This is a genomic window from Burkholderia sp. R-40, from assembly GCF_049942845.1.
GTDB lineage: Bacteria > Pseudomonadota > Gammaproteobacteria > Burkholderiales > Burkholderiaceae > Burkholderia > Burkholderia ambifaria.
Genome location: NZ_CP187968.1, coordinates 2,287,242 through 2,299,916 on the forward strand (window position 1 = coordinate 2,287,242; position 12,675 = coordinate 2,299,916).

Below are 12,675 nucleotides of genomic sequence, written 5' to 3' on the forward strand. Positions count from 1 at the left end.
CGACGGGGGCGCCGGGTTATCCGATGCGTTGGGGTATTCGCATCAAACATGGTCGTGTGATCAAGTCAAATGACGATGAAAAGTTATCATCATGTCCCACCAGGGTCGATCATGGTTAACCCGTTCGCTTTCCGAATGATTCGGCCGGTGTACGACACGAGCCGAGGGATGTATGGGAAAGAGGGACAAGGCCATCCGCTGAACGCGGTGCGAAGGATCGGTCGCGGCGGCCGGCGTGCATGCTGACGGCGGCGCCGTGTCGAATGGAAAGGAAAGATTGCCCATCCGGTTCGGTCAGTGATCGACCGGAGCCGGATGGGAAGAGGCGAAGGCGAGGGGGGCCAGCCGGGGGGAATCGGGAGGCTAGTCGAGAGAGCGCGGGAAAACCGGGGCGGAGTCGTTCAAGTGCGCGTCGGCTTTCGCCAGACAACCGCGATCTGCAGGGCCGTCGTGCGCATCAGGCGAACACATCGGCAACATACCGGCCATGCTCGCGCTCCATCGTGTCGATCCATGCGCCCGCGTTCTCGTCGTTCTCGCCGGTTGCATCCTGGTAGATCCGACCTAGCGTGGCCCGCACGGCGGGAGCCATGTTCTTGCCATCCCCGCAGACATAGACGGTCGCGCCTTGAGCAAACAGCGCGGCGACTTTCTCACGCTCGAGCCATACCTTGTCTTGAACGAAGCGAGCGCCTTGCTCCGGGCGGTTCGAATAGGCCGGCATCACGTCGACCACACCGCGGTTCGCCCACTCGTCGAGCTCGTCGCGATAGAGAAAGTCGACGTCGGGGTCGTCGATCCCGAAGAACAGCAACGACGGGCCGACGTTCTCTCCCCGCTCTTTCTGTAGCGCACGCTCTTGCAGAAAGCCGCGGAACGGGGCGATACCGGAACCCGCGCAAATCATGATCATCGGAAGACCCGGTTCGGCCGGTGGCCGAAAGCGCGCATTCGACGGCCGGACCGCAACGGACACACCGTCCCCCGCGTCGAGTCGCGCGAGATACGACGACGCGACCCCCTCGTGGCGGCCGTTGCCCGAGAGCGCGGGGGCATCGACCACGGCAACCGTCAGTGTCACGTGATCCGCTTTCCAGAGCGGCGACGACGAGATCGAATACTGGCGTGCTTTCAGCGCGGGCAGCATGTCGAGGAACTTGTCGAACGGCAAATCGACGGACCCGAAGCGTTCGAGCAGATCGATGACGGTGGTTCGCTTTTCCAGAATCTCGCATTCGAACGCGCCGGCGCCCAGGAGCTCGAGCTCGACTTTCTCTGGTGGGCAGCGCGTGGCGGCGGCCAGCGTCGATACCTGCGAGCGGGTGGCCGGCACGGCAAGTTCGACGTAGCTCGACAACAGCTCGCCGCAACCGATGGCTTGGCCGAGCGGCAGGCGGGGGTTGCTCGATGCCCCTTCGATGACCACCTGCGTGTCCCAGCTCAGCCGGAATCGGCGCAACACCCGATCGACGTTACGTTTCGAGTTGCGGGGCAGGACGGCCAGGTAATCGCCGGCGCGATAGGTCATCGTCTCCGGCAGCTTCAGTTCGATGTGCTTCTTCGAGCGGCTTCCCGGCGCGCTAATATTTACCAGCTCTCGATTGTCGGTCACGGTTGCGAGCGTCATGGCGTCAACGCTGAGCAATTTCTCGCGAACGTTATCGAGGAAGCTGACGCTGAGTGCGGGACGGCCATTTTGCGCAACCGGCGCTTCCTTCCCGAAGCTGATCGCAAAGCGGTTCCAGAGCTCGGCATACCATCGGTCGAACTCGCCAAAGAAGTCCCCGCCCGAATCGAGCTCGCCCCGGGCGTGAACGCGCGTGGCGCCCGCTTTCTCGAAGGCTTCGTCAACCCGCTTCGGGATCGCCTGATACGTTCTTGCCCACTGCTTGTTGCCGCATCCGAGAACGGCGAACTTGACGCCGTCCAGCGCGCCTGGGCCCATCGCCTCGATATACGGCAGAAACGCTCTCGCGTTGTCCGGCGGCTGGCCTTCGTAGGAAGCCGTGACGACCACGATCGCGGGGAACCCGTCGACTTTTCCCGCGAACGCATCGAGCGGGGCGCAGGTGGCATGAAAGCCGTGGCGGCCTGCGTCGCCTGCGATGCGCCGAGCAAACGACTCCGACGAACCCGTGTTCCCGGCAAACAGGACAAGCATCTTCGACGCGTCGTTGTCGGCGATCGACGTAGCGTGGTCGACGCTCGGACGTTGGGCGCTCGCGTGGACGCGAAGCGTGTCGCTCGACACCTTGCGCGCACTTCGCGCGCGCGGCCGCACGTTGATACGCAGGTCGGTGGGCTTGAGCGTGAGGGTTTCGGCGACTTTCAGCTCATAGTCCGGATCGGCAAAGGAGAAGTCGAATCGCTGAAGCAGCATGATCAGAACGAGGTGTGCTTCCTGCATCGCAAACGGCCGGCCGATGCAGGCGCGTGCACCATTGCCGAACGGTTTCCACGCGTTCGGCGGCAGCTTTTCCGCATGCTCCAGTGCAAATCGCTCCGGACGGAACGCCTCGACGTCGTCGCCCCAGACGCTGGTATCGCGATGCAGCATCGGCGTCAGGATCATGATGATGTCGTCAGGAGAAACGGCATATTTCCCGCCGAACGTGGTGTCGGCGAGCGGCGTGACGGCGAAGGCCGGGGCCGTCGGCCAGATCCGCAACGTTTCCATCAGGATCTGCTCGATGTAGCGCAGTCGCGTCAGATGCTCGATCCGCGGGGTGTCGTTGCCGACGACCTCGTCGACCATGCTCCGTGCTCGTTGCAGTACGTCCGGGTTCTTGAGGAGGAAATAGGTGGCAAAGGACAGGAGCCCGCTCGTCGTCTCGTGCCCCGCGATCAGGAACGTGATCATCTGGAAGACGATATTCTCGTCATCGAGCTTTTCTCCCGTCACGGGATCGACGCCGTTCAGCATCCGGTCCAGCAGGTCCATCGTTTCTTCGCTGTCGTGCGGATGCTTGCGCCGGTCCTCGATCATCCGGGTCGCGAGCGATCGCATGACCTCGATATCCGCGTCGAACTTCCGGCTCCGGTTAACCATCAGTTTCGACACCAGTTTCGGCCGCAACTCGCGCTTGCCGGCCTCGCTGAGCGTGTTGACCATCGCGTCCACGAACGGATGCTGGTCTTCGCGGTAGAAGCTGTTGAAACGGCAGTCGAACGCACACAGCGCGATCGTATCGAGTGTCAGGCGCGTCATGTGATCGGACACGTCGACAGCCGTCTCGGGGCCGAATCGTTCCCAGTAGAGAAACATTTGATCGGCGATGTCGACCATCTTGTCGAACATCGACCAGATGCTGAGAGGCCCGAATGACTGCATCAGCACACGATGCGCCTTTGCCCAGTTCGGTTCATCGCCGAATGCCGTGAACAGCCCATCGCCGATCGCCGGTCTCAGTTCGAGCAGGGACTGGTGCACGGACTTCTGAAACCTGCTTTCGTCGCACACCTCATCGACGAGTGCTTGCCCGCTGACGACGTAGTAACCTTGTCCGAACACCTCGAACCAGTAGACCGGCCCGTACGTTCGCGCGAGGTCCATCATCTTGGCGAGCGGCGATGGCCCGAGGACTTCCATCAGGTGACCGATGATGGGCTTCAGCGGCGGTTGCGGGACGAGGGCAGAGGATTTCATTTCAATCACCTTTCACAAGGACATGTCGAAGCGTCGTAGCTCAATCTATTGAACGAATGTAAAATAGACAAAACGACGTGTCCAGAGCTTTTTTATGCCACCTGATGTAAGCCCTAATCCCGCTGATCCTCGCTTTCAGCGCAGTTACGATGCCCTCGTCCGGGCCGTGACGGAACTGCTCGACGAGGCGCCGTTGAGCAAGCTCAGCATCGCTCAACTGGTGCAGCGTGCAGGCGTCGCTCGCCCCACTTTCTATCAGCACTTCCCGGACCTTCAGGTTGCCGCTCAGCGCGCGGCGCTGGTGAGGCTCGAGAACGCATTCGCGTTCGTCGAGGAGCAGGGCAAGCTGCTGAATCCGTCGAACGTCGCGTTCATCAAGTCGATGGAAGTGGAAACGGCGCTGATCCTCCAGCATTTGCAGGCCCATCAGTCTTTCTATCTGACCGTATTCAACGACGCGGCGACATCGGCTTTTTTCGATGATCTCGTGACGTTCGTCGCGGGCCGCATCCTGCCACCCTATGAAGGAATCCGAACGGAAGCGGAAGGGGATTGCCTGACCGTATTGGGCGGTGGCCTGGTCTGGACGGCGGTTCATTGGCTTCGCCAGGGCCCTACGCGCGAGCATCCGGAAGCAATGGCCAAGCGCATGGCCAGGACAGCGGCGACGATCCTCGACGCTTTCGATCTGACTCAAGGGTTCGCGCAGGCGGATTCAAATTAGCTGCGGCGGCGCGGGGAATAGACTCCACCGTTGGTTGAGCGCCGATTCGCCATGCGCGCGACGTGCAGCATTGCTGCCTTCCGCCAACACGGAATCCAGCCAACCGCCGCATGCGCCATCCCGCTTCCCGCGCCAACGCACGCACCATGAAAAAGGCCCGCTTTCCGCGGGCCTCATACACTCAGCAATTGCCTTTCTTCGCCTGTCCGGGCGGGCAGAACCCGTTGCCCGGGCCGCCCTGCGGCGCGACGACGACCGGCGGACCCGGAACGTATGCGACGCATCCACCGAGTGCGCCCACCACGCTCGCCGCGGCGAGCAGTGCGATCACCGCTTTCTTCACTTCGTTCTCCCGTTATTGAGGAAAGGGCCGCGAGGCCCTTTCGTTGAATGCTGCCGACGTGTGCGTCAGAAGCTGAAGTTGACGTTCGACTGGCTCGTCGTGGCGTTGACGTTCGTCGATTGCGTTGCGCCCGATGCCGCGTCCGCCTCGATCGTATATTGTGCCGCGGCAGCCGGCGACGCAGCCAGCGCGACCGGCAGCGAGCCCGAGTACGTACCGACGATCGGTGCGGCCGTGGGCACGTTCAGCGCATAGGCGCCCGTGTCCATGTTCGCGTTGATCGACGTGATCTCGTACGCGCGGGCATCAACCGTCTGCAATGCACGCACCAACGCGTCGGCGCTTGCCGTCACCGTGCCGCTGACCGAGCTCATCGTCGAGGCCGGCAGCGTGATCGGCGCGTTCGACGCCGACACGGCGGTGGTCGTGTTCACCACGACCGGCACCGTGCGCACGATGCCCGACGCGAAGTTGTTCTGCACGATCACGACGTCGTAGTTACCTTGCGTCGAACTCTGGATCAACGGCGACAGCACGAACTTCCCGGTGCTGTCGGCAACGGTGCCCCTGACCACCTTGCCACCCTGTTCCGCATACACGGTCGCGCCGGCTTCGGCCGGTGCGACATAGCCGGAGATCGCGCCGCTCACGACGGTCGGAATCGCGGTGACGACTGGCTTCAGCGCATACGTGCCGTTGCCGCGCTGAACGATCGACTTGCACGCGTTGAAGTCGAGCACGAGGTCAACGAGCGTGTTCGCTTGCACCGTGAACGGCTGGATGATCTTGTAGCCGCTTTGCGTCGCGCTCGGCGTTGCAAGCGCCTGCTCGGTGCCGCCCGTCGGAACGACCGAGTTCGCGAGGCTGTTGCCCTGGTTCGGCGCGAGAACGAGGCGGATCTGCTGATACTGGCCGGCCGGCAGCGCGGTCTGGCCGATATCGGCGAGGACGCCATTGGTCAGCGACAGCAGGTCGATCTTGCGCGGTGTCGCCAGCGTGATCGTCGACCAGCCGGCATCGTTATCGGAAGCATTCGTATTCGCATTGACGCGAACCTGCGAGACGGTCACGTAGACGTGGTCGAATCCGCATGACGGCGCATCGGTCATCGCGACATGCAGCGTGCCGGTCTGCGCGCCGCCATCGTCGCCGCCGCCGCAACCTGCCAGCGCAAACGGCACCATGGCCGCGCACAGTGCGGCCTTCCAGAAATGGTTGTTCATGATTTTGCCCCCTCCAATCTGATTGTGGATGCAACCAAGCATAGCGGCCGGGAATGCCCAAAGTGTGGACAGGTTTGAAACGAACCGTAAATTGTGCGTCGGAGCGTAAGGAGTGCTGCCGGCCGGTTGCGAATGGCGATGCAACAGGGGGAAAGCCGTTCGAGAGCCGCCGAATTTTCGCCATTCATCTGACGAAACGGAGCGAGCCGCGACGCCGCGCGACGCCGCCCGATTACGTCCGCGAAAAACTTGATGGGGAAAAGCACCGAACCCGTTTGAATTTTTTCCTCGCTATAGTCTAGGCACGGACGGTAGGCGCACGTGCGATGCGCTGACACCGTTCAGGTAATAACCGTAGACGGGTGCTGTATGAAAAACACAATCGAAAAGACCACCGGACCGGTGTGGGGTGTGGCGGCAGGGGTGTTCCTGGCTGCCGCAGGACTGAGTCTCGGCATCTTCCCGAAATCGCTGAATAGCGCGGGAACCGCAAACGACTTCATTGCATCCGGCGTCGCGATGCTGGGTATCTTCCTCGTCGTCTATTCCACGCACGAACTGCGAAGAAAGCGCCTGCACTGAGCGCCGGCACGCCGGCCGATCCGTCCAGCACGTTGGAGGCCGACGACCGGCTCAGGAACGCGCGCGCCCGTCGGCGGAGCCGCGATCGACCAACAGATCGTCGACGATGATTTCGCCGGCCGCCCGGCCTGCGCGCAACGCATTGAGCGTGCTGCCGAACAGGCGGCCGCCATCGTCCGCGAGGCGGACCGGCGCGAGCAGACGCGGCGCGCTGCCGGCCGTGCGCACCTGCACGACCGCGACGAACCCGAACCGGAGCGTGTCGGGCGGTGGCGCGTGGTCGCGCGGTTCGTCGAGCCGGAATTCGCAGCGGACGTCGATGGTGTATCCGCGGTAGGTGTACGCACTGTTCATCTGCAGCTCGCTCGGAAGGGAACGCGACGACGGACCGTGGGCGCATGATATCGGCTCGTGCGAGCCGCCGGGGGTGGGGTGTCTACCTACTTGAGGAGTTCGTGCCGGTAGACGAGCTCGACGATGCGCTTCGTCGGAATGCTCGCGCGCACGCCGTCGACGCTGTCGATGCGAAACCACTTGCACTTCTGGATCTCGTTGCTCGCTTGCGGTGTCTGGTCCGGGCCGACTTCGGCGAAGAACACGTGATGGACCTTCGCGAGCCCGGTGAACTGCATCGAGTAGACGAGATCCTGGCCGGTGATGCCGGTCTCTTCCTGCAGTTCCCGATGCGCGGCTTCGAGCGGTGTTTCTCCGCGCTTGATCGTGCCGCCCGGCAGCGCCCAGCGCGATGTCGCGCGTGCCACGAGCAGGACCTGTTCATCGCGATAGCAGACGATCGTCGCCCGTTCCTTGATCGGGACGGCACTGCCTTCCGGCGGCTTCGTGGAGAGGGGAGTTTGGGGCATGGACCGATTCTAGCGAGTGTCGGGCACCCGGCCAAGCCGGGGCGTCGAGCGCGACGCGGCCCGCCCGCCGGGTCGCGTCGTCATGGAGCCGCCGGCGTTACTTCTGTTCCGGCAGGAACCAGTTCATCACGAGCGCACAGATGCCGCCCGTGGCCACGCCCGATTCCAGCACGTTCTTCAGTGCATGCGGCAGGCTGTTCAGAATGTCCGGCACCTGCGACACGCCGAGGCCGAGCGCGAGCGACACCGCGATGATCAGCAGCGCGCGGCGATCGAGGTGGATGCCGGACAGGATGTTGATGCCCGACGCGGCCACCGCGCCGAACATCACCATCGCCGCACCGCCGAGCACGGGCTCCGGCACGGCCTGCAGCGCGCCCGCGACGACCGGGAACAGGCCGAGCACCACGAGCATGCCGGCGATCCAGATGCCGACGTGGCGGCTCGCGACGCCGGTGATCTGGATCACGCCGTTGTTCTGCGCGAACACGGAGCTCGGGAACGTGTTGAACACGCCGGCCAGCAGCGAGTTCGCGCCGTTCACGAGCACGCCGCCCTTGATCCGGCGCATCCACACCGGCCCTTCGACCGGCTCCTTCGAGATCTTGCTGGTGGCGGTGACGTCGCCGATCGCTTCGAGCGACGTGACGAGGTAGATGATCAGCATCGGCACGAACAGCGACCACGAGAAGCCGATGCCGAAGTGCAGCGGCGTCGGGACCTGGAACAGCGCGGCCTGATGCACGCCGGTGAAGTCGAGGCGGCCAAGCACGGCGGCTGCGGCATAGCCGATCACGAGTGCGATCACGAGCGCGGTGCTGCGCACCCACACGATCGGCACGCGGTTCAGCAGGATGATCGTGCCGAGAACGACGCACGACAGCGTCAGGTTCTGCGCGCTCGCGAACGTGCCGTTGGCCATCGCGCCGTAGCCGCCGCCCATGCTGATGAGGCCGACCTTGATCAGCGTGAGGCCGATCAGGAGCACGACGATGCCGGTGACGAGCGGCGTGATCAGGCGCTTCACGAACGGCAGGATGCGCGACACGGCCATCTCGACGAACGAACCGGCGATCACGACGCCGAAGATCGCGGCCATCACGGTTTCGACCGGCGTGCCCTGCTTGACCATCACGCTGCCGCCGGCGATCAGCGGGCCGACGAAGTTGAAGCTGGTGCCCTGCACGATCAGCAGGCCGGCGCCGAGCGGGCCGAAGCGCTTGCACTGCACGAAGGTGGCGATGCCGGAAATCACGAGCGACATCGACACGATGAGGGTGGTATCCCGGCTCGATACGCCGAGCGCCTGGCAGATCAGCAGGCCGGGCGTGACGATCGGCACGATGATCGCCAGCAGGTGCTGCAGCGCGGCGACGAAGGCGACCATCGGCGCGGGCCGGTCATTGGGGCCATAGACGAGGTCGTGCGACGGATCGGCGTCGGCGGCGCCGTGGGCGGCGGAGCGGGCGGGGGAAGCGGGTTGCATGGCGAGCGGGCCGGACAAGGTGGAAAGTGCGGCATTTTAGCCGATGGGCCCTGCGGCGCGGCCCGCGCGCGATGCAGTGGTCGGGATGCGGGAAATCGGCGCCGATGCGTGCCGCCGAGCACCCGGTGGCGAGCTTGTGGATCGTCGGCTGGCCGCTGCCTGCGTCGAGAGTGTTTCGCGCGGATCGCGACGCTTCAGCCGGCGGTGCGAGGCTTCGTGCCGCGCGCTGGTGCGCGCGGTGCGCGGGCCGCCGGATACGCGCGCCGGCACACGTCGATGACGGCATCGCGCAGACGGCGATGGACGGGGTCGCCGTGCATGCGCGGATGCCATAACGCCGAGATCAGGATCTCGGGCAGCCGGACCGGTATCGCGAAGCTGCGTAGCCCGAGTGCGTCCACGAGCCCCGGCGTGAACGCGTTGCCGAGGCTCGAGCGCGGCACGAGCGCAATCAGGTCGGTGCCGGCCGCGACGCGCATCGCATCGGGATAGCCGGGCACCACGACCTGCACGGTAGGGGCGACGGCGGGCGTGTCGGCCGCATCGTTCGTCGGGCCGCCGAAGTCGCCGAGCTGTGCTGCGATCACATGGCGGCAGGCCGCGTAGCGCGCGGGCGTGATTCTGGCCGCCGCAAACAGCGGATGTCCGGCGCGCGCCACCGCGACGTGCCCGTCGTGAAAGAGCTCGCGCGTGTGCAGTTCGGGCGCGTCGTCGCCGCGCTTGCCGATTTCCAGATCGACCGTGCCGTCGCGCAGCGGCGCCGGATCGCGGTCAGTCTTGGAGACGAAACGCACGCGCACGCCGGGGGCGATGTCGCCGATCGCGGCGATCACCGGGCCGGCGAGCATGTCCATGAACGATGCGGCCGCGCGGATGGTGAACGTGGACGACAGCGTCGTCATGTCGATGTCGGCCGTGGCTGGCCGAAGCACGGCACGCGCATCGACCGCGACGGCATGCACGCGATCGCGCAGTGCCGCCGCGTGCGGCGTCGGCACGAGCTTGCGTCCGGCGCGCACGAGCAGTGGATCGCCGGTCGCGGTGCGCAGCCGCGTGAGCGTGCGGCTCATCGCGGAGGTGCTCAGTCCGAGCCGGCGCGCGGCCCCGGTCACGCTCCCTTCGGTCAGCAGCACGTCGAGCGCGGTGACGAGATTCAGGTCGATGTCTTCCATCCGGACAGCATACGACATCGCGCGAAGTGACATGGCGTTTGATGCAACCATGGATTGAATTTGGTGCGTCTGGTGCATCAGAGGGTGCGCGCCTATAGTGGCCGGATCACGAACTTCGGCAAAGGTGGAACCATGCAATCGACTGTATCGAACGCCAGCACACCCTCGATCCTGCTCATCGCGGCCTCGCGCGGCCTCGGGCTCGCGATGGCGGAGCAATTCCTGAACAAGGGCTGGCATGTCACCGGCACCGTCCGCGCCGGATCGGGGCGCACGAAGCTGCATGAGCTCGCCGAGCGCTTCGGCGAACGGCTCGAGATCGACACGCTCGACATCTGCGAGCCGGACCAACTGGCTGCGTTGCGCGCGCGCCTGTCGGGCCGGCGCTTCGACATGCTGTTCGTGAATGCCGGCACGACCAACGATCCGAACGAAACGATCGGCGAAGTCACGACGGACGAGTTCGTGCGCGTGATGATCACGAACGCGCTGGCGCCGATGCGCGTGATCGAGGCGTTGCAGGATCTCGTGACCGAGGACGGCCTGATCGGCGCGATGTCGTCGGGGCAGGGCAGTGTCGCGAACAACGTGAGCGGCATGCGCGAGGTCTACCGCGGCAGCAAGGCCGCGCTGAACCAGTTCATGCGCAGCTTCGCGGCGCGCCAGGCCGCGACGCCGCGCGCGATGGTGCTGATGGCGCCGGGCTGGGTTCGGACGGAACTCGGCGGCCCCGATGCGCGACTGACGATCGACGAAAGCGTGCCGAGCCTCGTGAACGTGCTGATCGGCAAGCAGCGGCGCGCGGGGCTCGAGTACCTCGATTACCAGGGGCGCACGGTGCCGTGGTAGTGGCCGACGCGCTGCGCATGCCGCGCCGATTCAATACAATGCGACGTCGAGGTGCTGGCGCCGTGTCGGGCAGCCGGGCGCCCCGTTCGATGAGCGGTATCGACCGGCGACCGCGCATCGTGGAATGACGTCCCGCCCTGACGGGCTGCTGGCGAATACGGAGCGCAGCATGAACGAACCCTACCTGCAGGTCATCGCCCATTTCTTCGCGAAACCCGGCAACGGCGACCGCGTGATCGAACTGCTCGCGGAACTCGCGCCGCTCACGCGCGCCGAGCCGAAGAACATCGACTACGCGTACTTCCGCTCGCCGGTCGAACCTGACCACATCGTGATCCTCGAGCGTTACCGCGAAGCCGACGGCCTCGACGTGCATCGGGAAACGCCGCATTTCCAGCGGATCGGTGTCGGCGCGATCATTCCGTTGCTCGATCGCCGCGACGTGACGTGCTACATGGTGCAGCCGGACACCGGCACGGCGACGCCACCGGGAGGCACCCGATGAACCCGTTTCAATTCCGTACCGTTCCGACGCAGATCGTCGAATTCGGCGCCGCGCGCCGGCTCGGCGCGGTGTTGCGCGAACGCTTTCCGACGCTCGCGCGACTGTGCGTCGTCACCGACGCGTTCCTGCATCGCAGCGGCGTGCTCGCGCCCGCGCTGGAGAGCCTCGCCGCGCACGGCTGGCAGGTGACGGTGATCGACGACGTGATCGCCGATCCGCCCGAACACGTGGTACTGGACGCGACCGCGCGGGCGGTGGCGGCCGACGCCGAGATCGTGCTCGGCCTCGGCGGCGGTTCGTCGATGGACGTCGCGAAGCTGATCGCCGCGCTCGCACCGGGGCGGCAGGCGCTGGCCGACATGTACGGCGTCGACAAGGTCGCAACGTCGCGGCTGCCGCTCGTGCAGATGCCGACCACGGCCGGCACCGGCTCCGAAGTGACGGCCGTGTCGATCGTCACGGTCGGCGAGGCGCGCAAGATGGGCGTCGTGTCGCCGCACCTGTTCGCGGACGTCGCGATTCTCGACGCCGAGCTGACGCTCGGACTGCCGCGCGCTGCAACGGCGGCGACGGGTATCGACGCGATGGTGCATGCGATCGAGGCCTATACATCGTCGCGGCTGAAGAATCCGGTGTCCGACATGCTGGCCGTGCAGGCGTTGACGCTGCTGTCGCGCAATCTGCTGAAGGCGTGCGACGACGGCAACGATCGCCACGCGCGCGAGGCGATGCTGGTTGGCGCGATGTTCGCCGGCCAGGCCTTCGCGAACGCGCCGGTCGCGGCCGTGCATGCGCTGGCCTATCCGGTCGGCGGCATTTTCCACGTGCCGCACGGGTTGTCGAACGCGCTCGTGCTGCCGCATGTGCTGCGCTTCAACGCATCGGCCGCCGCGCCGCTGTATGCGGAGCTCGCGGCGATCGTCGCGCCGTCGGCGACGGGCAGCGACGAAGCGAGGACGCACGCGCTGATCGACGAGATCGATCGGCTGATCGTCGCGACGGGCATCCCGCGCACGCTGCGCGAGGTCGGCATCGGCGAGAGCGACCTGCCGCGCATGGCGTCGGATGCGATGTTGCAGACGCGCCTGCTCGTGAACAATCCGCGCGAGGTGACGGAAGCCGACGCGCTGGCGATCTATCGGCACGCGTGGTGATGCGGCGCGCGTGACTGCGCGACGGTCGGCGGCGTAACGCCACCGGCCGCTGCTGTTTCTGATCGCGATCCTTGCAGGTCGATTCGGGTTCGTTATCGGACTTGCGAGGCGGCACATGCGAGCATCGC

12 protein-coding genes are annotated in these 12,675 nt (G+C 65.4%); 5 read left to right on the plus strand and 7 right to left on the minus strand.

The window, feature by feature from the left end:
* Positions 1 to 457: 457 nt before the first annotated feature.
* Entirely contained in the window at positions 458 to 3,646 is a 3,189-nt protein-coding gene (locus tag ACP26O_RS26625; protein WP_175663016.1) for a bifunctional cytochrome P450/NADPH--P450 reductase, read from the minus strand.
* A gap of 166 nt (positions 3,647 to 3,812) precedes the next feature.
* Here ACP26O_RS26625 and ACP26O_RS26630 point away from each other — a divergent pair, with 166 nt between their 5' ends.
* Positions 3,813 to 4,370, plus strand: coding sequence for a TetR/AcrR family transcriptional regulator (locus ACP26O_RS26630; protein WP_244098911.1), 558 nt, complete (start codon positions 3,813 to 3,815; stop codon positions 4,368 to 4,370).
* A gap of 181 nt (positions 4,371 to 4,551) precedes the next feature.
* Here the strand turns inward: ACP26O_RS26630 and ACP26O_RS26635 are convergent, their stop codons facing one another.
* Complete coding sequence (locus ACP26O_RS26635) at positions 4,552 to 4,713, minus strand: hypothetical protein (RefSeq protein WP_166722253.1); 162 nt, start codon at positions 4,711 to 4,713, stop codon at positions 4,552 to 4,554.
* 65 nt (positions 4,714 to 4,778) lie between these two features.
* A complete protein-coding gene (locus tag ACP26O_RS26640; RefSeq protein WP_012365740.1) occupies positions 4,779 to 5,936 on the minus strand; it encodes a DUF4382 domain-containing protein in 1,158 nt (385 codons plus the stop codon).
* A 369-nt stretch (positions 5,937 to 6,305) separates the two neighbouring features.
* On the opposite strand from ACP26O_RS26640, the gene ACP26O_RS26645 reads away from it, so the two are divergent.
* A complete protein-coding gene (locus ACP26O_RS26645; protein WP_006753552.1) occupies positions 6,306 to 6,518 on the plus strand; it encodes a hypothetical protein in 213 nt (70 codons plus the stop codon).
* 51 nt (positions 6,519 to 6,569) lie between these two features.
* Here the strand turns inward: ACP26O_RS26645 and ACP26O_RS26650 are convergent, their stop codons facing one another.
* The 4 genes from ACP26O_RS26650 to ACP26O_RS26665 all read right to left on the minus strand — a co-directional run bounded on the left by ACP26O_RS26650 (position 6,570) and on the right by ACP26O_RS26665 (position 10,039).
* Positions 6,570 to 6,872: a hydrogenase maturation factor gene (locus ACP26O_RS26650; RefSeq protein ID WP_175663014.1), complete on the minus strand. Its 303-nt coding sequence runs from the start codon at positions 6,870 to 6,872 to the stop codon at positions 6,570 to 6,572.
* Between the two features lie 86 nt (positions 6,873 to 6,958).
* A complete protein-coding gene (locus ACP26O_RS26655) occupies positions 6,959 to 7,381 on the minus strand; it encodes an NUDIX hydrolase (protein ID WP_165752830.1) in 423 nt (140 codons plus the stop codon).
* Positions 7,382 to 7,478: 97 nt separating this feature from the next.
* Entirely contained in the window at positions 7,479 to 8,867 is a 1,389-nt protein-coding gene (locus ACP26O_RS26660) for a nucleobase:cation symporter-2 family protein (RefSeq protein WP_012365743.1), read from the minus strand.
* Positions 8,868 to 9,061: 194 nt separating this feature from the next.
* Complete coding sequence (locus ACP26O_RS26665) at positions 9,062 to 10,039, minus strand: LysR family transcriptional regulator (RefSeq protein ID WP_175663294.1); 978 nt, start codon at positions 10,037 to 10,039, stop codon at positions 9,062 to 9,064.
* Positions 10,040 to 10,171: 132 nt separating this feature from the next.
* Between ACP26O_RS26665 and ACP26O_RS26670 the strand changes: the two genes are divergently transcribed.
* The 3 genes from ACP26O_RS26670 (at position 10,172) to ACP26O_RS26680 (ending at position 12,547) form a co-directional block, all read left to right on the plus strand.
* Positions 10,172 to 10,888, plus strand: coding sequence for an SDR family oxidoreductase (locus ACP26O_RS26670; RefSeq protein WP_175663013.1), 717 nt, complete (start codon positions 10,172 to 10,174; stop codon positions 10,886 to 10,888).
* Positions 10,889 to 11,057: 169 nt separating this feature from the next.
* Positions 11,058 to 11,393 carry a putative quinol monooxygenase gene (locus ACP26O_RS26675; RefSeq protein WP_175663012.1) on the plus strand — a complete coding sequence of 112 codons (336 nt, stop codon included), beginning with the start codon at positions 11,058 to 11,060 and terminating at the stop codon, positions 11,391 to 11,393.
* On the plus strand, positions 11,390 to 12,547 hold the full coding sequence (locus ACP26O_RS26680; RefSeq protein WP_175663011.1) for an iron-containing alcohol dehydrogenase: 1,158 nt from the start codon (positions 11,390 to 11,392) through the stop codon (positions 12,545 to 12,547). Before ACP26O_RS26675 ends, ACP26O_RS26680 begins: the two co-directional genes overlap by 4 nt.
* Positions 12,548 to 12,675: the final 128 nt, after the last annotated feature.